Below are 21,028 nucleotides of genomic sequence, written 5' to 3' on the forward strand. Positions count from 1 at the left end.
GGAATTATACTTGGCAATCCGGGTTTCTCAAAGGAGCAAAATGGCTGGCTTTGCATTTAAGCAATTTACGGTGGCACAATCACGCAGCGCAATGAAGGTGTCGACCGATGGGGTGCTATTCGGCGCCTGGGTTTGTGTGACGGGCGCGCAGCGCATGCTCGACATTGGCGCGGGTACGGGGTTACTGAGTTTGATGTGCAAACAGCGCGCCCCATCGCTTGCTATTGATGCGGTTGAAATTGATGCGCAGGCCTGTCTGGATGCTGTTGATAATATCAATGCCAGCCCTTGGCAGGGTATTGCAGTACACCAGACACCCATTCAGACATTCGTCTCGGGCCAGCCTTATGATTTGGTGATCAGCAATCCGCCGTACTTTAATCACAGTTTAAAAGGGCCAGATGCCGCTCGTAACACTGCGCGCCATACCGACAGCCTGAGTTTTGTGCATCTGATAGACGCATTTATGCGTCGCAGTCACTCAAAAGGTCGGCTGGCGGTGATTTTGCCAGCTCACGAAGGGCATGAATTTATTGCGCTGGCACAGCAGCACGGTTTGCATCTTGCGCTTCGCTGTGATGTGTCCATGACGCCCGACAAGCCTGTTAGCAGGCTAATGCTGGAATTTCATCGTGACAAAACCACGCAGGAGCAGCAAAGTCTGTGTGTGAGAAATAAAATGGGTGAGTATAGCGAGGCGTTTATTGATCTGTGTCGTGATTTCTATTTGAAAATGTGACCTCATCCTACGGTACAATGGGCGCTATTGAGGTAATCTTGTGTAATACCTATTGTGTTTTACTAACGTTACACTCGCACATAATGACATAAGACTAAACTGGGTGAACGCTTACCCAGTGCAAGGAGCCGATAATGGATCAAGATACTCGAATCATATGTAACTTTCTGAGTGACATTAATTTGCCCCATGCGCTTTGCCCTGTTGAGGGAGCAATGTTTCTGCCGGGATTACAAATTGTACATGGCGTACTTCATATAGATGTAGATAAGTTGGTTTGTCCGGGAGATATATTACATGAAGCAGGCCACATAGCGGTGTGTGAGCCGATATTCAGGTCACAGCTTCACAAAGATGTCTACAAAAACGGGCTCAAAAACGGGCGCGAAAAACAAGCGATGGAAGGCGAAGAAATGGCGGCAACCGCCTGGTCTGTTGCTGCGATTTGGCATCTAGGCTTGTCAATCGATCTGGTGTTCCCTGAAAATAGTTATCAGGGCATGAATCAGGCGCTGAAGGAGACATTCCAAAACGGTGGTGTGTTTGGTGATCCACTGCTTACAGCATGGGACATGACCTGCCCTGAAAAGGGGTTTCCTGCGATGACGAATTGGATGAGAGAAATGCGCTGGGTAACAGAACTGCCGCAGCCGCTTGCGCAAGCTTAGATACGGCTAAGAACTTCCCTCAGAGCATTATGCTCTGAGGGACTTTAATTAAGCTTGACCATGCTGGCGTATCTTGGTCAAAAAGTCAGAGACATCAACAGAGCAAAAAGTCACCATGGCAAAAAATTGATTGAGCTTTGGCTGGCCCACATCTCGCTCCCAGTTTTCATAAGTCTTACGGCAAACCCCCAGTTGAGTTGCCATCGCCTGCGTTGTTACCCCTTTGTTCTTTCTTAACTTCCTAAGGTCATCACCGGTAATATAACGGGAAAAGAAATCCATGCTGTTTATTCCTTTGTTTATTTTTTGAAGGTAAAGCCGGTACCGCATGATGCACTTATCGCATCACTTAAAAGACGGATTGCCGGGCGCCTATTGCTATTTCCTGCAATGGGTAATTTGTAACTCAGATTGCGATGAAATAAATAATAATATGCACCAAATTTGTATGTTATGAATTGATTCATCATGGGGATAGTGTGCCGGTGAAGTAAGCGGGTAAAGTAGACGCTGCAAAGTCAGAATGGTCCGCTAGAGCCAGACTCCGGAACAACTAACTATCCCCGTATATATACCGGGTATAGTTAATTGTTCTATGGATGTTACATAGCAGTAGTTTAACTGGTGATTTTTTTAAAATAGTAATAGTTACTGAAAGATTTATGTGCTGAGAAATCGGGTACATCAGGGAAGGCATAGTCGATCAGATCGTAGTCCGTCGATACTAATTCAAAGCCAAATTCGCATACTAAGGCAATAAACTCATCTTTAGTCCACGCATTTTGGTGATTAAACTGAAAATTGCTTTCTGTATTGCGTATTTTTTCCGTCAGTATTTTCGAAATTTCGTTAATGGACTCTATTTTAAAAATCTCTGCATACTCTGAGCTTGAAAGCTTGGCTGGGCCACAATAACCTGCGCGGTCGGCACCCTGATCTTTATATAAATGTCCGTAATCGGCATCCCAGAAACTGGTGATTACATTGGCCGCATGGGTGAGTGTGCACCGCGGGTCGACATTATATGAGTACCAGCTTTTTAGTTTCTCTTTTGACTGTGAGAACTGTTCGAAATAGCTCATATCACCCTCTAGCCCTGCTGTACGTGCTGCGTCAAAATCAGGAATTTTGATCAGTAGATCACCGTTTTGTTGCAAAATACGCCAGCTCTCAGCGAGCAGGTTGGCGAGTGTTTCGTGATTAATGTGTTCAAAAAAGTGGGATGAATAAACTAAGCTACAGGTGCCATCTGGATTAGGCAGAACGGTCTTGGGTGTAAAGCTAATTGGTTCAACGTTTGCGCCATCACACTCGTCATAGCAGATCCAGTTTTCTCCATTAAAATTGGCTCCACCACCTAAGTTTATTTTATATGCACCACATCTTTGCCATGGCTTGTATGGAAATACCGATGTTTGGCCGACGCTGCGTACTTGAGTATCTTTATACTGGCTGGTGGCAATGGTCAGTTCGCAGATAAATTTGTTTTGTTGCTCAGTAGTGGCACTTTTATATTGTAAGCGACAATTTTGCGCCAGAAAAAATGTGCCAGCCGGGCCTGATATCTTTGTCTGATTGTCGTCGTCCCATTGTACAGCATCTGAGGGAGGGCTTATAAAAAGTACGAGCTTGTTTACTGCGTTTGGACCTTTTTGCTGTTGTGGCTGATTGGCATTTTTATCGGTATGACTTGCGTTGGTCGACTTTAAAATTTCACTGTTAACGATCTTCCAGTGGCTGCCGAGTTGCTCTGCAACTTCATCATAGTGTTGTATTACAAACTTTTGGATCAGCTGATAAGCCACTGGGGATAGTTCGAGCCACTGCAAATGGCTATGTTGTGTGCCCTTATGAGTAGGAAAATAGTCAAAATCTTGTCGGTTTGAACCAGCTGTTGGAGCACATTCAGGTAGCGTATTGCACAGAGCGCGCAGTTTGTCAGCCATCATTACATCGGATTTTCCAATATAAAAACCTTGCTGATAAAACTGAGAACCAACCCAGGCGTGTTTCTGTCGGTATCCAGTTTCTGCCAGCGTCTGATATTCAGCCCAGGCTGCTTCAGAGATATGAAGCCTGTTTGTCACATTGTCGCTGTATGGCGTTAACGGGATTAGTTTAGACTTAAATTGTTTGTTGTATTTCACTAGCGCGTGTTTGATATCACCGTAAAAAGAAATAGACGATACAACGACAGGGTGGTCCACAGACTGCATCTCATACGCATTGATGACTTTGAATGGTACTTGCTTAGCTTCCCGGTCTAAGACCGCGAGAGGGGCTCTGAGGCCATGTGTTTCTATGTAATGAAGGATATCTAAACCGCCTCCACCTGAACCATATAAGTAATAGTCCTTTTCTGATAAGTTGTTTTCCTGATAGACGGTTTTGAATTTCGTAGTAATTTCAGACATGCTGTTCCTCATTTTCTCGATGGTACGAGTGTCCGCGTAACTAACTGTTACTTAGTGGCTTCAGGGGAGTTTGTTCACCGCGGAACCTGATTGTTATCCTAAGCGCTTTAATACAAAGGGGCCAGGTATTTAATCCATGCCTGGCCTGAAGTCGAATGTGTTTTCACTTTTAAGAGGTGATAAGCAATTTGTATTCCAAAACCAAAACCAAAACAACAGACAAATAAGGGCCGTTTTGTGGTAGGTAATACATCCGCGATGCGGTACCAGCGTTGTAAAATAAGAAGGTGCCATGCACGACCATCGTGCACCTCATGAGGTATCAATGAATGTTGCTGGTTGCCACACTCAGTCTAACCTGAGCAATGTACCATAACTGGAATATAAATAGGAACGGATGTCAGGAGGCCTGGCCTCCTGACATGGCAGGGTTAATCGGCGCGTGACGGGTAGGTACCGAAAAGGCATACCTGCCAGCTGATAGCTTGCACCGGACTGCGGATATCTACTGCAGTACTGGAACCGGCACTTTCAACTTGAACGGCTGCTTGTGCTGTAGAGCTTACCGCTACACTAGGCCCTTTAATCTCTTCCAGTTGCGGTTGCGCAAAGGGAGTAGGGCTAAAGAAGCTGGCACTGCCAGGAGAACCGATATAACTTTCTGATGTGGGTATTGTTGCGTTGGCACCATTGGCTGCAACAGACATTGCAGCCGTTGCTGTACTCTCTACAGCCACCTGAGCTGATGCCAAATGGGTGTGTGCAGGCAGTTGGCTGTGAGTCAGTTGGATTGTTTCATTACCAGCCATCATCCCCGGTATATAGTTACTTAAACCGGGTCCGCTGCCATAACTGATGGGGCTTCGTCCGCGCAGGTCGGGTAAGCCAAATGATGTTCGGCCATCACCGCCATAGTAGGTGCCTAATATAGAGAACATCGCCTGAAATTGCGCAATTGAAAGTAATTGTCCTCTGCACTCTGCGTGGTTGCGAACTGCGAATACCCCTGAAAAGGGCATTAATTCGCCGATAAATGCGTCGACAGCCATAACACTCACTCCTTAACTTATTGTTGTTAAAAACTTTATAGTCATATAAAACCATACCCTAGTTTAAGCCATAAGTATATTACGTTGTATTACAACCAAAGTATTGGACCTGACCCTAACGTAAATCCATGCCTGAACGAGCTGTGTGGCAGGTGCGTATCTGCTTTTTGCGAATTATTTTAGTCGTACAAGTCGTGCAGGCTCATTACCCGTCATAACCTGCTCTGTGAGCGGTATCAGTAGGAAATGGGCCTGGCTTAGCATGAGGTGTTTTAAGCGTATAGGGTGTCGATGTACTCACCTAAAGCTGGTGTTTTTCTATATCAATGGCGGCAATTCTGTAGGCTGCTTTGAGCATAACGATAAGCGCCACCACATTAAAGAACAGACTGAATATCGCTTCAAACGCCATAATATCGATATTGAAGGTGCGCAGATAACGTGTGAGCTGATCGACAATCTCAATTGCTATCCCAATCACAATGAGCATAAAGCCATAGTATTCAGAAGTGGCATTGAGTGCACTATGCTGTTCAAGAGAGGGATCGTTTTTACTTTCCAGCATACGTTTGGAGAAGATTTTCCGCCCATCCATGATAGCGCCAAACCCGATCAGTAAAATGGTGATGGTTGATTCATTATCAATGACTTTTTGATAGCCATGCTGGTCCATATGGCCCAGCAAATACCGAATGTCTTCTGCGGTGATGCTACCAACCAGCAGGCTGATCAATACAAGAGGAAACAGTAAAAATCCCCGGTTGAGTACAACCGCATAAATAAGCTGTCGGGTTTTGGTCATAGTCCTGAGTAACTTGTTGTGATAATGGAAATTATCTGACCTGTTGTAGCTTGTGCGCAGTGCCACGCACAAGCTCAGTGCTGGTTACACTGACTGGGCTGTCAGTAGCGCCAGCTGGATCATCTCCTCAAAAGAAGATTGTCTGGCATCGCTGCTCAGATGGATATCTTGAGTGATATGGTCCGCGACGGTGAGTATCGTCAGTGCCCTGGCACCATATTGTGCTGCCACACCATATAGCCCGGCGGCTTCCATTTCTACACCCAGGATCCCCATGGTATCCATCAGGTCAAACATGTCTGGCTGAGGAGTATAAAACAGGTCAGATGAAAAAACATTGCCAACTTGTACTTCTAGTGCAAGCTCGCTGGCTGATTTCACACAGGCATTGAGCAGGTTGAAATCGGCGATGGCTGCAAAGTCATGATCTTTAAAGCGCAGGCGATTTACTTTGGAGTCAGTGCAGGCTCCCATGGCGACAATAATATCCCTGAGCTGCACCTGCTCAGAGACTGCGCCACAACTGCCAACTCGGATCAGGTTTTGGACGCCGTATTCAGTGATAAGCTCTTTGGCATAGATAGAACAGCTGGGGATCCCCATGCCCGTGCCCATCACAGATATTCTGTGATCTTGGTAGTATCCGGTGTAACCTAGCATGTTGCGCACTGTATTAACGACTTTGACGTCTGTCAAAAAGTGCTCGGCAATAAATTTTGCCCGCAATGGGTCACCGGGAAGCAGCACGGTATCTGCAAACGCATCAGCAGCTGCATTGATGTGCACGGTGGTGTGGTGGTTGTGATGGGCCATTAGTATTCTCCTTTTGGCGTAACATCCGAGCCATTCAAAGCGGCAAGCACATCGCTGAGCAGGGCAGATGCACCAAATCGAAAGTGCTGCTTGTTAATCCAGTCAGGTCCCATGATAAGTCTGGCTTGTGTCAGATAGTCGTTGGCATCGGCAACGGTGCGCACACCACCGGCCGCTTTAAACCCGACCTCTTTACCACTGTGTTTAATTGCAGTGAGCATAACTTCGGCTGCTTCGAGCGTGGCGTTTACAGCCACTTTACCAGTACTGGTTTTAATAAAGTCGGCACCAGCGTCTATTGCAATTTGCGATGCCCGGGCAATAAGCGCAGGTGTAACCAGCTCACCGGACTCAATAATCACTTTAAGCGCTACTTGCTCAGGACATGCCTGTTTACACTGCTGAACCAGCTGGTACCCAACGTCAGGATCACCTGCCATGAGTGATTTATAGGGAAAAACCACATCGACTTCATCGGCGCCGAGTGCAATAGCTGCACGAGTTTGTTCAACTGCTGCATTAATGTCCTTATTGCCGTGCGGAAAGTTACTGACAGTGGCAATCTTGATACTTGGATCCAGATGCTGTCTGGCCAGCGGAATAAACTGCGGATAAACACAGATGGCAGCCACGGAACCAAGCTCTGAACTGGCCTGCTGACAGAGCCGAATAATATCCTCGTCGCTTTCTGTGCCGGTCAGGCTGGTTAAATCCATACAATTGAGCGCCAGCTGAGCAGCATTTTTGAGTTGTGTTAATGACATAGGGGACTCCTATTGTGCTGCCGATATAGTGTGGTCAGGCAGCAAAGAACCACTTTCCCAAATGGCAGAAGAGGGGCGCAGGCGGGCATTGCTCACTCGACAATTTGGGAACTCGAGTGGACTTGGTTCCATGAAGACTTGTACGCTGTGTTCAAGCTAATTCCGTTTAATCACCGAGGGATTGTCTGACAGTCAGCATCGGATTTCCAGCTTAAAAGCGTGTTATTTTGATATGACGCAAATTAAATAGGTGAATTCTAATTACAAAAAGCCACAGCAAGGGCTGTGGCTTTTTTATTAGCAGAGCTGACAGCGTTATAAAACAGCTTCAATCCGCTGCTGGATCCCATTGGCATCCAGGCCCATTTCAGTGTGCATCTCATCCTGAGTACCATGCTTGATGAATTCATCCGGAATACCGAGGTGCAAAATGGGTTTGAGGATCTGCGCAGCGGCCAGATGCTCGCTGACCGCACTGCCTGCACCGCCTGCAATGGCATTGTCTTCCAATGTCACCAGCAGGTCATGCTCAGCTGCCAGCTTAGTTACCATGTCGCTATCAAGTGGCTTCACAAAGCGCATATCAACTAAAGTTGCATCCAGTGCATCTGCGACTGGTTTTGCGTTGTGCAACAAGGTACCGAAGTTAAGAATGGCGATCTTCTGGCCTGTACGTAGCAAGTTCGCTTTGCCCACTTCCAGCTCAGTCATCTGTGCTTCAATCTCTGCGTCACCAGCTGAGCCTCTTGGGTAGCGTACCGCGGCTGGTTGCTGCAGACGGTGACCGGTGTAAAGCATCTGGCGGCATTCATTCAGGTCGCTCGGGGCCATAATCACCATATTGGGAATACAGCGCATAAAGCTCAAATCGTAAGCGCCCTGGTGCGTCTCGCCATCAGCACCCACAATCCCGGCGCGGTCTATGGCAAACAGTACCGGCAGGTTTTGCAATGCGACATCGTGGATCAGCTGATCGTAACCCCGCTGCAAAAAGCTGGAGTAGATAGCCACCACTGGGTTTAAGCCTTCACAGGCAAACCCGGCACCTAAGGTTACGGCATGTTGCTCAGCAATCGCGACATCAAAGTACTGGTTCGGGTGCTCTTTTGAAAAACGTACCATGCCAGAGCCTTCACGCATAGCCGGGGTAATAGCCATCAGCTTGCTGTCTTGCTCTGCCATATCACATAGCCAGTCGCCAAAGACTTTCGAGAAGGTTGGTGCACCTGGTTTTGACTTAGGTTTGCTGTGAATGCTTGGGTCAAACTTAGGCACTGCATGATAGCCAATCGGGTCGGCTTCCGCAGGCTGATAGCCTTTCCCCTTTTGGGTTTTTACGTGCAGCAGCTGAGGGCCTTTGAGGTTACGCATGTTTCTGAGCGTATCAACCAGCATATTCACGTCGTGGCCATCGATGGGGCCGATGTAGTTAAAGCCCAATTCTTCGAAAAAGGTACCCGGTATCACCATGCCCTTGAGGTGTTCTTCAACCTTGCTGGCCAGCTCTTTAACAGGCGGCACACCTGAGAGTAGTTTTTTACCGCCTTCGCGGATATTGGTGTAGAAACTGCCTGACAAAATACGTGCGAAGTGATTATTTAATGCCCCCACGTTTTCAGAAATCGACATCTCGTTGTCGTTGAGGATCACTAGCATGTCTGATTTCACATCACCGGCGTGGTTCATCGCTTCAAAAGCCATACCTGCGGTCATGGCACCATCGCCAATCACTGCAACGACTTTACGGCCTTGCTGCTCTTTTTCTGCGGCAATGGCCATGGCCAGTGCTGCCGAAATAGAGGTACTGGAGTGACCAACACTGAATGTGTCGTATTCGCTCTCTTCACGAAACGGGAAAGGGTGCAGACCGTCTTTTTGACGAATGGTATGCATCTTGTCACGGCGACCCGTGAGTATTTTATGCGGGTAAGCCTGATGGCCAACGTCCCATACTAAACGGTCTTCGGGAGTATTGTAGACATAATGCAGCGCCACAGTAAGCTCTACAGTACCTAGACCTGAGGCAAGGTGACCACTACTTTGCGAGACCGAGTTTAACAGGTAGTCGCGCAGTTCATTACTGAACTCGGTCAGTTTGTGTTGCGGCAAAGTGCGCAGCTGATCGGGCTGCTCTATCAATGCCATAAGGGGATACTTGCTGTTATCAAGACTCATATTGATTATGTTATCCTGGGCAGAGTTTGCTGACTAAACTGTCATCATTGTCTGCCATTAAATTTATAAAATCTGTTTCTGGTGCTCAGTCATACTGGCAGGCCACCTATGGCCTTAGTCTTCAAGCTACATGCTGCAATGCACCACAGTATAACTTAACTAGTTATTAATTTAGCGACTTATCAGTCGATTGCTAGCTTGTCTCCGACCTTTAGTGATCTCTGGCGATGATATAATCTGCCAGCAAAGCCAGAGCTTGTGTGTCCGCATCAATATCTTGTAATGCCCGCTTTGCTTCATCAACCAGTGCTTGTGCTTTTTGCTTTGCGCCTGACAAACCCAGTAGTGCAGGATACGTAGATTTATTGTGTTCCAGATCAGAACCCTGCGGTTTGCCTAGCACCTCTGTATTGCCTTCTATATCCAGAATGTCGTCCTGAACCTGAAATGCCAGGCCAATATTTTTGCCATATTCACGTAATCGGGCAAGAGTGTGCGGCGACACATCGGGTGCACACAGCGCGCCGAGCTCAATGGCACAAGTGAGCAGCGCTCCCGTTTTTAAGCGGTGGATACGCTCAAGTTCATCCAGACTGACAGGTTTGTCTGTTGCGGCTAAATCCAGTGCCTGACCTCCCACCATGCCTTGTAAGCCAGAAGCCTTCGCAAGTGTATTGATCATGGTAATCTGGTTCTTTGCCGGTGCTGAGAATGCGTGTCCGGATAACAACTCAAATGCCAGCGTCTGCAATGCATCACCCGCCAAAATAGCCTGCGCTTCATCAAAGGCGATATGGCAGGTCGGTTTGCCGCGACGTAAGTCATCATCGTCCATTGCAGGTAAATCGTCGTGGACCAGTGAGTAGCTGTGAATACATTCAACCGCAGCGGCTGCAACATCTAGATCATGAGGTGCAGCCCCAAAAATCTGACCTGTCGTGTAAACAAGAAACGGGCGCAATCGCTTGCCACCATTACTAATACTGTAGCGTGCTGCTGCAATGGCTGTGCCGTCACTGTCCAATTCCTGTGCAAAGTAGCTGGCCACGGTTTTGTCTACCTGGGCTCTGGCTTGGGCAAGTTGTGCTTGTAAATCCACCGTTTATTGTTCCAGCTCGTCTGTAAACTCGTTCAGTGGGCTTTGTTCATCATTGCCCAGCAAGATCGCGACTTTCTGTTCTGCCTGCTGCAGCTTGTGTGAGGAAGCATTGGCCAACTTGATGCCCCGCTCAAACTGCTTGAGTGACTGTTCGAGGGTCAGTTCGCCGCGTTCCATGTCCTGTACTATGCCTTCAAGCTCGCCAACAGCTTCTTCAAAGCTCATGTTTTCCGGTTTTTTTGTCGCCATGTGCAATCTTCACTTTGAGCTAAATTAAAAAACGCCTAATTTTATGAGTATTACAGATTGAGGTCAAAGATCTCTCGGACTTTTTGCGTTATATAGTCTGCGGGAATTGCCAATGGCTTATGAATTCGCATTTTCAAGGCAATTTAATATAATTGAGTTAAGTTATTGCAAAACTGGCCGATAACTCTGTCGATAATAATAACTGCGTGATAGATAACGGGTAATTTCCTTTGGAGGGTGTGTGGATTTAGCAACCGTGATTGGGATCTTAGGGGCCATAGGCTTGATTGTGATGTCCATGGTACTTAGTAGTGATGGCCAGATTGCCATGTTTTACAACACTCCATCAGTGGTTATTGTGTTTGGTGGCTCGATATTTATCGTGCTTTCCAACTTTACCATGAGCCAGTTTTTTGGCATAGGTAAGGTGGCCGGTAAGGCCTTTATGTTCAAGCTTGAAACACCTGAAGAGTTAATTGAAAAAGCAGTTGAGCTTGCTGATTCAGCGCGTAAAGGTGGATTTCTGGCGTTAGAAGAAGCGGAGATCCCCAATTCATTTATGCGTAAGGGCGTTGATATGCTGGTGGATGGCCATGATGCCGATGTTGTCAGGGCGACGTTACAAAAAGACATTGCACTGACCTCTACTCGTCACGAGATGGGTGCCGGGTTGTTTAAGTCCCTGGCGGATATCGCCCCTGCAATGGGTATGATTGGGACCCTGATTGGTCTGGTAGCGATGTTATCGAACATGGATGATCCTAAGGCAATCGGGCCTGCTATGGCCGTTGCACTATTGACCACTTTATACGGTGCGTTTCTGGCGAACGTAGTCGCCATTCCTATTCAGGTAAAACTGGAACTGCGTAAAGACGAGGAAGAGCGTAATCAGCGATTGATTCTGGATGCTATTTTGGGCATACAGGACGGCCAAAACCCGAAAGTGATAGAAGGTATTCTGAAAAACTATCTGCCTGAATCTAAACGAGGTGGCGAGGCCGAGGAGTAGTTATGTCAGACGAGAACGAATGCAAATGTCCCCCCCCGGGCTTACCTGCCTGGATGGGGACCTTTGCCGATCTTATGTCACTATTGATGTGCTTTTTCGTACTACTGCTGGCGTTTTCAGAAATGGATGTGCTGAAATTTAAGCAAATAGCAGGCTCGATGAAATTTGCATTTGGTGTGCAAAACAAGATTGAAGTAAAAGACATCCCCAAGGGCACCAGTGTGATTGCGATGGAGTTCACACCAGGTAAACCGGAGCCCACCCCCATTGAAACGATTCAGCAGCAAACCGTTGAAATGACCCAGCAAATGCTAGAATTTCAAGCGGGTGACGAAAGTTCAGCGGGCGGCCGACAAGAACAAAGGGGTAACAAGCGTGGTGGTGAATCTTCCAGTACAGCCCAAGAGCAGTCCATGACTCAGGCAATTGCCGCCGCGGAGCAAGAGCAAGTAAATGAATTGGTGAAAAAAATTGCGCAGCAACTCGAAAAGCAAATCATGGATGGTGCAATTGAACTGGAATCACTTGGTCAACAGATCATCATACGTATTCAGGAGAACGGCTCGTTCCCATCGGGTAGTGCATTCTTGCAACCAAAATTTAAACCTGTGATCCAGGATATTGCCCAATTGTTGAAAGATGTTCCTGGCGAAATAACCGTGTCCGGGCATACGGACGACTTTCAGTTTTCCAATGAACTCTACAGCAATAACTGGGATCTTTCCGCGACGAGAGCTGTTGCGGTAGCAACTGAAATGCAAACAGTTCCTGGGTTTGATAAAAACCGCATGGTGGTAGTTGGGCATGCCGACACCCGGCCTCTCGTGCCAAATGAAACAGACGTAGACAGGCGACGTAACCGTCGTGTAGAAATATCGATTATGCAAGGTAAAGCCAAAGAATCAGACCCTATAAATGTGCGAGAAAATAACTAGAGGTATTGCGTGGTACCGATTCTTGGGCTAGTCTAACCGACGATCTAATCAGTTCATTTAAAAAGGAGAGCGTAATGTTGCAAGATAAATTCGTTTATATGCCAGGAGGTAACGGTGGTGGGGCTGATGAAGATGAAAAGCCGAAGTAGTTAACAAGCTAACAGTGTAAAATTATGTCAGACTCATTTATAAACAGTTTAGGTGTTAATGCGATACTGCATAATATCATTGATACCCAAACTGCGTTGGTGAGTCTGGCCGTTGTTATCTTCTACATTCTGAAAGATGAATATGCGCTTCGCTATGCGCTGTTGTGCTGGGTCTTTTATGTCATAGGTTATTTCACCTCTGAGCCAATCCGCAGTATCGATGATGAAAAAATTTATCGATATATCTTTTGGGCTTTGAATGACATTGTCTTTATTGCAATCGTGGCTTACTGGGCACTGAAAGACAGAATGTACATGTGGCAAAGCATAGCTTGCCAACTTATTGTTATTCCAGCACCTATCTTACAGTTGTTCAGGTTGGTAGACAGACAACTCATGGACCTGAGTTACTCCGGATATCTTTACAAGACCATATTGCCTTTGGTCAATTACGCCACGGTATTCTTATGCTTTGTGCCGCTTATCTATGTGTTAGGTAAAAACAGAAAAACCAACAAAGTCACCGAAGAAACCAGCTAACCCTGAGCTCGTCAGGCCCCTTGTGTGTTGTATAGCACTCCACAGTTCATATTGATACTTGATGCGCCTTTGAATATAACTGGGCCTCAACTGATTTCATTTCTGATACCAATTTGCTCAATTACAAACCTGCGATAAGGCATAAGAAGTTTAGCGATAACGTTACTCATAGTTATACCAATTTCACTTAATACCTGTTCTATTTGAAGGAGCAAATATGACGCTAACGGCGTTAAAAATTTCTCATTTAGAACAACTAAATAGCAAAATTTTTGCCTTGTTATCGACCCCATTTTCTCGCCTCAAAATAGAACACTTAATTAAGCAAATTGGTATTACACGTTTGCTGATGCATCTAATCTCAGACATGCCAGACAATAACGTCAGAGCCTGTCCCTAAAGTACAGGCTCTAAATAGTTGTTTTTATTAAAGATAGCGATCAACACACTATTTGATGTCGATCTGAGTGATGCTTAGTTCGGCATCATCGTTGTCTATTGCGAGTGTGCCGGAGACCTTTACGGCTGTTTTGTTACCCGAACTATCAGGCAACGCCACGCTGGTTGTACCAAACTGGCATGACTCTAGTTTATCCGTGGTTGTGAGTGCCACGCTTAAGCAGTGTGTCGTTGCATTATCTCCGGTTCCCTGAGTCTCACAGAAGCTGGGGTTTAACGTAGCCAGCTGGCTTTGTGCAACCTGTGAGAGTGAATAAGACAGGGCAAATCCATCTTGGGTGCAGTTCATTGTTACCGGGTTCTGGTTGCTTTCTGGCGTGCCTAACGTAAAGCGGTTTTCATCTTTATCACGGTACCAGATAGTGATGTCGCTAGCGGGGGAAGTTAATGTGGTCTGTGCAGGAGAACCCTGACTGCGCCAGTCATCAAGAGACTCCAATTCCGGTAAAGCACCAGTAAATGTAATGGCAGGGCTGTAATAATATAATTCGCCCTGATTTACTGAGCCACTATCTTCTCCTATCCATGTCTGGGCACCGCTTGAGCCAAAAATGTCGGCTGCCAACAAACACAGTGTTTCATCTGAACTGAGTTGGTGAGAAGCATTTAATGAAAACTTGTCTGCATACATGAGTAGCTGCGGCTTTGACTGCAACCGTGCTCCTTCAATTTGCCAGAAAACTGCGGTGCGCTCAAATTCGTTGAGCGAGCGTTGCGCGCTAAAATCGTTGCCGCAACTTTGTACGGCGGAATTTGTATCCGACGATCCATTGTCACTTGACGAATTTGGATCCGCTTTTAACGGCTCACTGTTTTCTCCGCCACAGGCAATAAGCAAAACGGTTGGAAGAATGAGGGGGATGAGGTGTTTCATGCGGTCCTTCTTAACTACGGCTGGGAATATCTTAGTACGGACATTATATCGCCAGCCACAGTTAAATCGAGGCAAAAAGTGTGGTTATTTGTTAAAGCGCCGGGATCACACCCAGCATTTGCAGACATTGTGCAGAAATGATCAGCACACCACATAAACCCGCACAAATCAGTCCAACATTGCCACCAACTACCTGATAGCCGCCAGCTGGCTGGTTGTAGCCTTCGGTCTGATGCGTTTTACGCTGTTGCCACACCATAGTAACGGGAAGGAAAATAGCGAGCACAACGAGTGCGATAGCGGCATAGCCCAGTGCCATGATAAATCCCTGCGGGTAAAACAGTGCAAAGCCAAGAGGAGGCAAAAAGGTAATCAATGCAGTGATCACTCGCTCAGACACGGTATTGCGTTTTTTAAAGGCGTCTGCAAAAAAATCGAACAGACCCAGGCTGACACCCAGAAATGAGGTTGCCAGCGCCAGATCAGCAAACAGGGTGACAAACGTACTCACTTGCGGGCTATGGGCAATATTAGAAATACTGGCAACGAACCCAGGCAAGCCTTCACTGTTGAGCAAGGCGCTCTGCGCCATTACGCCCTGACTGAGCAACTGCCAGCCGATATAAATCACCAAGGGCAATGAGGCCCCGACTATCATCACTTTTCTTAAAGTACGTATATCCAGCCCAACGTATTTAACGATGGACGGAATAGAGCCATGAAAACCAAATGACGTAAAGATAACGGGCAGTGCAGAGATGATCAGCCCTTGTTCTACCGGCATATCTAATAAGTGCTGTCCGCGCACATAGGGGGTCAGAACAAAAAACAAACTGGCCAAAACGACTATCTTGATTGCAAACAAAACACGATTGAGCTTATCAACTGTGCTGGTGCCCAGAGTGACGATTGTTGCAACAAGTACGGCCAGCAACACTGAGCCTGCCTGAGGTGCTATCTCCATGTTGGTTAACGCTGAGAGCTTTTCTTGTAGCTGAGCGCCTCCACCCGCGATATAGGCCGCACATAATGCATAGAAAAGGAAGACCATGGAGAAATTAGCAATGTACTGACCTTTCTTGCCTAAAATACGCTTGGCCAAGGTGTTCAAGGTCGCTTCTTTACTGGCGTACTGATGCAGTTCTAACATCAGTAATGCGGTATAAGTCATTAACATCCAGGTTGCCAGTATTAAGAGTAAAGCAGTGGTAAAGCCCAGCCCCGCTGAAGCGATAGGTAACGCCAGCATACCAGCTCCAATAGTGGTGCCGGCGACAATTAACATGCTGCCGATAGTTTTGTTCTTTTGCACACATAGCCCCTAACTTTGTGAGAGAAGCAGGCACCATATAACGGTTAACTAAAAAATGAAATAGTTTTGCTACAAATCAAGGTACAGGCTTGTAATTTGTGCATTACAACTGTGTTAAGGCTATTGAAATTACATATAAAAAGCCGGCGAATGCCGGCTTAGGTTAGAGTCAGATTTAACGAATGCTATTATTCGTCATCTTCTACCAGTGTCATCAGAGAGGTATTACCACCCGATGCCGTGGTATCAATACTAATTGTTTTCTCCGTCACCAGACGGCTGATCAACGTATCGTAGTACTCTGCACTGATCACTGGCAAAATAGCGCCCTTACGCGCAGCCAGCTGCTGACTGAAGTAGCCCAGGCGTGATGAGCGTGCGGCAACCACTGCGCCCGACAGGTGAGGGTGCGCCAGAATCGCCTGCAACTGGTTTGGTTTAGCAACCTGGAATACCCCTTCGGCAACACCAGTCGCGATAAACTTATCGCGGAACGCCTGCGCCTCTTCATAGAATAATTCAGATGCAACCGTAATTACCGTGTTACCGGCAGCCAGAGCTGTAATGACCGACAGCGCCCAGAAGTTAAACGAGGTACTCTTATCGGCATAACATACTACACAGCCGCGAGGCTCAAGGTGCAGGGTGTTAGATTCACCCGTTGGCCCAGGTAATACGATGTGTGAACGCATGCGTTTTTCCAGGCGGTTCAATTGGGCACGGGCATCCGCCAGCGTCAGGGCTAAGTCATCAGCCAACTCGTCGATGATCTCAACCGTGGCTACCTTAGCCAGTAGCTGACGTACCGCAGAAACACGGTCATTTAGCGGCGTTGCACGCCAGATCTTCTCGTCGCGCAGCGAGTTCTGCATCAGAGCTTCAACCTGCTCAACGGCACCCGGGAAGTGGTGTGTTTCCAGCTCATCTGGTGTCAGATTGGTCATCTGCACGTTATCCGGAGACGCTTTTTCTTTAACCAGGCGCAACAGGTAGTTTGGACCACCCGCTTTAGGACCAGTACCAGACAGGCCACGACCGCCAAACGGCTGAACACCAACGATGGCACCAATCATGTTACGGTTAACGTAGACATTACCCGCACGAGACATTTTAGCCAGGTACTCGCAACGCGCTTCGATACGTGAGTGAACACCCATGGTCAGGCCGTACCCTGTGCCATTGATCTGGTCTATCACCTTGTCGAGATCTTCGCCTCTGAAGCGGATAATATGGACGACCGGACCAAAGACTTCACGTTTAAGTACTGACAGGTCAGAGATTTCATACAAGCGTGGTGCAAAGAAGTAAGCACCATTCTCGCTGTTGTCCGGGATCTTGGCTTCGAACAATAGCTTGCCATTGCTCTTCATAAAATCAACGTGCTTGGTTAGCGCATTCAATGCTTTTTCGTCGATAACCGGGCCTACGTCTGTAGACAACATGGCTGGATCACCAACGTGCAGTTCTTGCAGTGCACCCTGAAGCATTTTGATAATGCCATCAGCCACATCTTCTTGCAGGAACAATACACGTAGTGCAGAACAGCGCTGACCTGCACTTTGGAAGCCTGATGAAATCACATCATCCACAACCTGCTCAGGCAGTGCTGTTGAGTCAACTACCATACAGTTCTGGCCACCCGTTTCAGCGATCAGAGGTACCTGGATGTCGTTGCGTTCAGCCAGGATCTGTGAAATCAGGGTGCCGGTTTCAGTAGAGCCGGTAAACATCACGGCCTGAATACGCTCATCCGGTACAATGTGTTTACCCACTTCGCTACCACGGGCAATAACTGGCTGAACAACGTGCTCAGGCAAGCCGACGGTGCGCATCAACTCGATACAACGCAAAGCAATCATACTGGTTTGCTCAGCAGGTTTTGCAATAACTGTATTACCAGTCACAATAGCAGCGGCAACCTGACCAAGGAAGATAGCCAGCGGGAAGTTCCATGGGCTGATACATAAAATCACGCCACGGGCTTCAAAGCGCTCGTCTTTAGCCAGCTCTTCGGCACGGGCAGCATAGTAGCGACAGAAGTCGACGGCTTCACGGACTTCATCGATGCCATCCTGGGTGATCTTACCGGCTTCTTTAATACAAATTGCAACCAGCTCATCGTGATGACGCTCAAGAATATCGCCAACGCGGCGCAGCAGATCCGCACGCTCTTTTACTGGTGTTTGTGACCAGTCGGCAAAAGCGTTTTCGGCATTACTTAGAATGCTTTGCATATACGCATCGTCGTGTACAGGCACATGACCGACAATTTCTTTATGATTGGCCGGGTTACGCACCGCCATACGACCTTCTGGCACATCACTTTCTTCGATAAGATGTTCATTGAACCAGTTGTCCAGACTCTCTTTGAACGGCGTCAGTATGTTGATATCAGTCAGGTCCATACCTTTTGAGTTAGGGCGCTCAGCACCATATAGCTCGATAGGCAGGCTGATCTGCTTGTTGTATTTGTTGCGCAGGCCTTGCAGGGTTTCAACCGGATCTGGCAGCAACGACTCTACCGGCTTAGTGGTGTCGACAATGGCGTTTACAAACGATGAGTTAGCGCCGTTTTCCAGTAGACGACGTACCAGATAAGCTAGCAAGTCTTCATGGTGGCCAACCGGTGCGTAAACACGGCACTGAATGCCTTCGCTTTCAACGATTTGATCAAATAGTGATTCACCCATACCATGCAGGCGCTGGAATTCGAATCCAGTATTGTCGCCTTTCGCAACTTCAAGGATGGTTGCGGCTGTGTAGGCGTTGTGTGTTGCAAACTGCGGGAACAGCACATCACGTGCTTCCAGTAGCTTGATAGCACAGGCTTTATAAGACACATCGGTGGTTGCTTTACGGGTAAATACCGGGAAGTGGTCTAAACCATCTTGCTGCGTGGTTTTAATTTCAGTATCCCAGTAGGCACCTTTTACCAGGCGGACCATCAGCTTGCGGCCAACGCGTCGTGCCAGATCAGCAACCCATTCAACAACGAAAATGGCACGTTTTTGATAGGCTTGTACCGCCAGGCCGAAACCATTCCAGCCATCCAGCTCCGGAGCTGAGAAGACGGCTTCAATTACGTCTAAAGAAATGTCCAGTCGATCCGCTTCTTCAGCATCGACGGTAAAGCCGATGTCGTATTGCTTGGCCGCCAAAGCCAGTTCTTTCAGCTTTGGCACCAGCTCGTCCATTACACGGTCGCTGTGAGAAAATTCATAACGCGGGTGGATAGCAGAAAGCTTAACAGAAATGCCCGGGCTCTTGACTGGACCACGACCCGCCGCAGCTTTACCAATGGCATGGATCGCATTCATGTAGCTCTGGTAGTAACGTTCAGCGTCGGCCATTGTACGTGCGCCTTCGCCCAGCATATCGTACGAGTATACATAGCCTTTTTGTTCTTTTTCTGCGGCGCGGGTAATGGCGTCCTGAATGGTCTCACCCATTACGAACTGCTTGCCCATGATCTTCATAGCAAAGTTGACAGACTTACGGATCACCGGCTCACCGAGGCGGCCAATGGTACGTTTTAGAACACCAAACTGCTCTTCCTGATTTTTATCGCTGTAGTTCACCATTTTACCGGTAACCAGCAGGCCCCAGCTAGATGCGTTGACGAACAGAGAATCACTGCTACCTAAATGCGAGCTCCAGTCACCTTTGGCCAGTTTGTCACGGATAAGTTGATCCTGAGTTTCTTTATCTGGCACGCGAAGCAGTGCTTCTGCCAAGCACATCAATACCACGCCTTCTTCTGACGACAGAGAGAATTCGTTTAGCAGTGCGTCTACACCATTCTGGCCATCCTGATCGCGACGAATATTCAAAACCATCTGACGGGCTCTTTCCCAGGCGCGGCTACGTGCCGTTACGCCGACTTCGGCCAGCGGCAGAATATGGTCGATAACTTCGTTTTCATCGATGCGGTAAAAATCGCGGATCTTCTGTCTGATAGGACAGGTGGTTGTCAAATCGCCGTTATAAAGCATAACTCAGCCTCATAAAATAAGAGTCAAAAATGATTGTAAATTGAACAACTTAATGCTTTGCATGCTAACAAGGTTGGTAAGTACTTGCTAGTCTTTATATGCCTGTAAAATTTGAATGGCATCTGCAAGAAGTCTCAATTACGACAATATGATGCGGTCATAGTGCTAACCTTAACACACCTCAGGGTGTGTTCAACTTTTAGCCAGTCACGCGTTCTAATAAATGGTTTGCCACGGATACGATCTTAATGTGGCGGTTACGTCAAATTTCGGGGACATTCTATCGAAAAGACAGCAGAATATGCTGTCTTATTTTTTTTGATTACGGTAAATTTGCGGGTAATTGCGAAGCTGCACAGAATTTTATGCTGAATGACCACTTCAATTAAAACGCGGGTGCTCGACAGGATCGATATGGCAATTCTGGATATCCTGCAAAAAAATGCCCGTATTTCCAATGTAAACCTGGCAAAAGCCGTCAATCTGAGTCCCAGCCCATGCCTAGACCGCGTGAAAAAGCTGGAGGCAGAAGGGTATATTGAGGGCTATGCTGCTCAATTAAATGCGGCAAAGCTGGGGCAGCACCTGGTTGCGCATGTTGAAATCACGCTAAAAAGCTCCACTGAATCGGTATTTGAAACGTTCAGGCAGCACGTGCTGGAGATCCCCAATGTTGTAGCCTGCGATATGGTTGCGGGCGGATTTGACTATCTATTGAAGATCCGGGTACAGGATATGCGTCAGTATCGCGAGGTACTGGGGCAGATTGTTGAAATACCGGGAGTTGGGACCAATCACACTTATATGGTGATAGAGCACATAAAAGAAGACAGAGGCGTGGAAGTTCTGAACTTTCAGTGAGTACCTGTCGGATTACGAGCTTATGGATAGATTATCCGGGTTTCATATTTTGTAACAAGCTTTTGGCCGCAAGTTAGCTGTAATTAGGAACAGACTTGTTATTATAAATGAGATAAAATAACAAA

General features: G+C 47.3%; 19 protein-coding genes. 7 read left to right on the forward strand and 12 right to left on the reverse strand.

Features of this window, described 5'->3' with window-relative positions; all coding sequences use genetic code 11:
• Positions 1-40: 40 nt before the first annotated feature.
• A complete protein-coding gene (locus NH568_RS07600; RefSeq protein WP_253046120.1) occupies positions 41-739 on the forward strand; it encodes a methyltransferase in 699 nt (232 codons plus the stop codon).
• Positions 740-873: 134 nt separating this feature from the next.
• A complete protein-coding gene (locus NH568_RS07605) occupies positions 874-1,407 on the forward strand; it encodes a hypothetical protein (protein WP_253046121.1) in 534 nt (177 codons plus the stop codon).
• Between the two features lie 48 nt (positions 1,408-1,455).
• Here the strand turns inward: NH568_RS07605 and NH568_RS07610 are convergent, their stop codons facing one another.
• From NH568_RS07610 to xseB, 9 genes are all read right to left on the reverse strand, one after another.
• Positions 1,456-1,689 (reverse strand): helix-turn-helix transcriptional regulator, encoded by a 234-nt coding sequence (locus NH568_RS07610; RefSeq protein WP_054014624.1) that lies wholly within the window; start codon positions 1,687-1,689, stop codon positions 1,456-1,458.
• Between the two features lie 335 nt (positions 1,690-2,024).
• On the reverse strand, positions 2,025-3,821 hold the full coding sequence (locus NH568_RS07615) for a hypothetical protein (protein ID WP_253046122.1): 1,797 nt from the start codon (positions 3,819-3,821) through the stop codon (positions 2,025-2,027).
• Positions 3,822-4,252: 431 nt separating this feature from the next.
• A complete protein-coding gene (locus NH568_RS07620) occupies positions 4,253-4,870 on the reverse strand; it encodes a tail fiber protein (RefSeq protein ID WP_253046123.1) in 618 nt (205 codons plus the stop codon).
• 301 nt (positions 4,871-5,171) lie between these two features.
• On the reverse strand, positions 5,172-5,672 hold the full coding sequence (locus NH568_RS07625; protein WP_253046124.1) for a hypothetical protein: 501 nt from the start codon (positions 5,670-5,672) through the stop codon (positions 5,172-5,174).
• 84 nt (positions 5,673-5,756) lie between these two features.
• Positions 5,757-6,485, reverse strand: a complete 729-nt coding sequence (deoD, locus tag NH568_RS07630) for a purine-nucleoside phosphorylase (RefSeq protein ID WP_253046125.1) — start codon at positions 6,483-6,485, stop codon at positions 5,757-5,759.
• Entirely contained in the window at positions 6,485-7,249 is a 765-nt protein-coding gene (gene deoC, locus NH568_RS07635; protein ID WP_253046126.1) for a deoxyribose-phosphate aldolase, read from the reverse strand. The genes deoD and deoC overlap by 1 nt, the downstream gene beginning before the upstream one ends.
• Before the next feature lie 315 nt (positions 7,250-7,564).
• Complete coding sequence (gene dxs / locus NH568_RS07640; RefSeq protein ID WP_253046127.1) at positions 7,565-9,424, reverse strand: 1-deoxy-D-xylulose-5-phosphate synthase; 1,860 nt, start codon at positions 9,422-9,424, stop codon at positions 7,565-7,567.
• Between the two features lie 211 nt (positions 9,425-9,635).
• Positions 9,636-10,523: a (2E,6E)-farnesyl diphosphate synthase gene (gene ispA, locus NH568_RS07645; RefSeq protein ID WP_349288010.1), complete on the reverse strand. Its 888-nt coding sequence runs from the start codon at positions 10,521-10,523 to the stop codon at positions 9,636-9,638.
• 3 nt (positions 10,524-10,526) lie between these two features.
• Positions 10,527-10,772, reverse strand: coding sequence for an exodeoxyribonuclease VII small subunit (xseB, locus tag NH568_RS07650; RefSeq protein ID WP_253046128.1), 246 nt, complete (start codon positions 10,770-10,772; stop codon positions 10,527-10,529).
• A gap of 241 nt (positions 10,773-11,013) precedes the next feature.
• Here xseB and pomA point away from each other — a divergent pair, with 241 nt between their 5' ends.
• The 4 genes from pomA (at position 11,014) to NH568_RS07670 (ending at position 13,805) form a co-directional block, all read left to right on the forward strand.
• Positions 11,014-11,781, forward strand: a complete 768-nt coding sequence (gene pomA / locus NH568_RS07655) for a flagellar motor protein PomA (RefSeq protein WP_138543906.1) — start codon at positions 11,014-11,016, stop codon at positions 11,779-11,781.
• 2 nt (positions 11,782-11,783) lie between these two features.
• Positions 11,784-12,716, forward strand: coding sequence for a flagellar motor protein MotB (locus NH568_RS07660; protein WP_253046129.1), 933 nt, complete (start codon positions 11,784-11,786; stop codon positions 12,714-12,716).
• Positions 12,717-12,889: 173 nt separating this feature from the next.
• Entirely contained in the window at positions 12,890-13,405 is a 516-nt protein-coding gene (locus tag NH568_RS07665) for a hypothetical protein (protein ID WP_253046130.1), read from the forward strand.
• 217 nt (positions 13,406-13,622) lie between these two features.
• Positions 13,623-13,805 (forward strand): hypothetical protein, encoded by a 183-nt coding sequence (locus NH568_RS07670; RefSeq protein ID WP_253046131.1) that lies wholly within the window; start codon positions 13,623-13,625, stop codon positions 13,803-13,805.
• Between the two features lie 48 nt (positions 13,806-13,853).
• On the opposite strand, the gene NH568_RS07675 is transcribed toward NH568_RS07670, so the two are convergent.
• From NH568_RS07675 to putA, 3 genes are all read right to left on the reverse strand, one after another.
• A complete protein-coding gene (locus tag NH568_RS07675) occupies positions 13,854-14,738 on the reverse strand; it encodes a hypothetical protein (protein ID WP_253046132.1) in 885 nt (294 codons plus the stop codon).
• 91 nt (positions 14,739-14,829) lie between these two features.
• Complete coding sequence (locus NH568_RS07680; RefSeq protein ID WP_253046133.1) at positions 14,830-16,050, reverse strand: aromatic amino acid transport family protein; 1,221 nt, start codon at positions 16,048-16,050, stop codon at positions 14,830-14,832.
• A 188-nt stretch (positions 16,051-16,238) separates the two neighbouring features.
• Positions 16,239-20,042: a bifunctional proline dehydrogenase/L-glutamate gamma-semialdehyde dehydrogenase PutA gene (gene putA / locus NH568_RS07685; RefSeq protein WP_253046134.1), complete on the reverse strand. Its 3,804-nt coding sequence runs from the start codon at positions 20,040-20,042 to the stop codon at positions 16,239-16,241.
• A gap of 372 nt (positions 20,043-20,414) precedes the next feature.
• Here putA and NH568_RS07690 point away from each other — a divergent pair, with 372 nt between their 5' ends.
• On the forward strand, positions 20,415-20,903 hold the full coding sequence (locus NH568_RS07690) for a winged helix-turn-helix transcriptional regulator (protein WP_138543900.1): 489 nt from the start codon (positions 20,415-20,417) through the stop codon (positions 20,901-20,903).
• The last annotated feature ends 125 nt before the right edge of the window (positions 20,904-21,028 follow it).

The sequence above is a fragment of the Pseudoalteromonas sp. XMcav2-N genome (genome assembly GCF_024124545.1).
In the GTDB taxonomy this organism is placed as follows: Bacteria; Pseudomonadota; Gammaproteobacteria; order Enterobacterales; family Alteromonadaceae; genus Pseudoalteromonas.

What these genes read in the sequence shown, in the direction of transcription:
- deoC (WP_253046126.1), bottom strand. Translation starts at nt 7,249, where the DNA reads ATGTCATTAACACAACTCAAAAATGCTGCTCAGCTGGCGCTCAATTGT.
- NH568_RS07665 (WP_253046130.1), top strand. Translation starts at nt 12,890, where the DNA reads ATGTCAGACTCATTTATAAACAGTTTAGGTGTTAATGCGATACTGCAT.
- NH568_RS07615 (WP_253046122.1), bottom strand. Translation starts at nt 3,821, where the DNA reads ATGTCTGAAATTACTACGAAATTCAAAACCGTCTATCAGGAAAACAAC.
- NH568_RS07605 (WP_253046121.1), top strand. Translation starts at nt 874, where the DNA reads ATGGATCAAGATACTCGAATCATATGTAACTTTCTGAGTGACATTAAT.
- NH568_RS07625 (WP_253046124.1), bottom strand. Translation starts at nt 5,672, where the DNA reads ATGACCAAAACCCGACAGCTTATTTATGCGGTTGTACTCAACCGGGGA.
- deoD (WP_253046125.1), bottom strand. Translation starts at nt 6,485, where the DNA reads ATGGCCCATCACAACCACCACACCACCGTGCACATCAATGCAGCTGCT.
- xseB (WP_253046128.1), bottom strand. Translation starts at nt 10,772, where the DNA reads ATGGCGACAAAAAAACCGGAAAACATGAGCTTTGAAGAAGCTGTTGGC.
- NH568_RS07610 (WP_054014624.1), bottom strand. Translation starts at nt 1,689, where the DNA reads ATGGATTTCTTTTCCCGTTATATTACCGGTGATGACCTTAGGAAGTTA.
- NH568_RS07660 (WP_253046129.1), top strand. Translation starts at nt 11,784, where the DNA reads ATGTCAGACGAGAACGAATGCAAATGTCCCCCCCCGGGCTTACCTGCC.
- NH568_RS07620 (WP_253046123.1), bottom strand. Translation starts at nt 4,870, where the DNA reads ATGGCTGTCGACGCATTTATCGGCGAATTAATGCCCTTTTCAGGGGTA.
- NH568_RS07600 (WP_253046120.1), top strand. Translation starts at nt 41, where the DNA reads ATGGCTGGCTTTGCATTTAAGCAATTTACGGTGGCACAATCACGCAGC.
- NH568_RS07670 (WP_253046131.1), top strand. Translation starts at nt 13,623, where the DNA reads ATGACGCTAACGGCGTTAAAAATTTCTCATTTAGAACAACTAAATAGC.
- NH568_RS07690 (WP_138543900.1), top strand. Translation starts at nt 20,415, where the DNA reads ATGACCACTTCAATTAAAACGCGGGTGCTCGACAGGATCGATATGGCA.
- putA (WP_253046134.1), bottom strand. Translation starts at nt 20,042, where the DNA reads ATGCTTTATAACGGCGATTTGACAACCACCTGTCCTATCAGACAGAAG.
- NH568_RS07675 (WP_253046132.1), bottom strand. Translation starts at nt 14,738, where the DNA reads ATGAAACACCTCATCCCCCTCATTCTTCCAACCGTTTTGCTTATTGCC.
- dxs (WP_253046127.1), bottom strand. Translation starts at nt 9,424, where the DNA reads ATGAGTCTTGATAACAGCAAGTATCCCCTTATGGCATTGATAGAGCAG.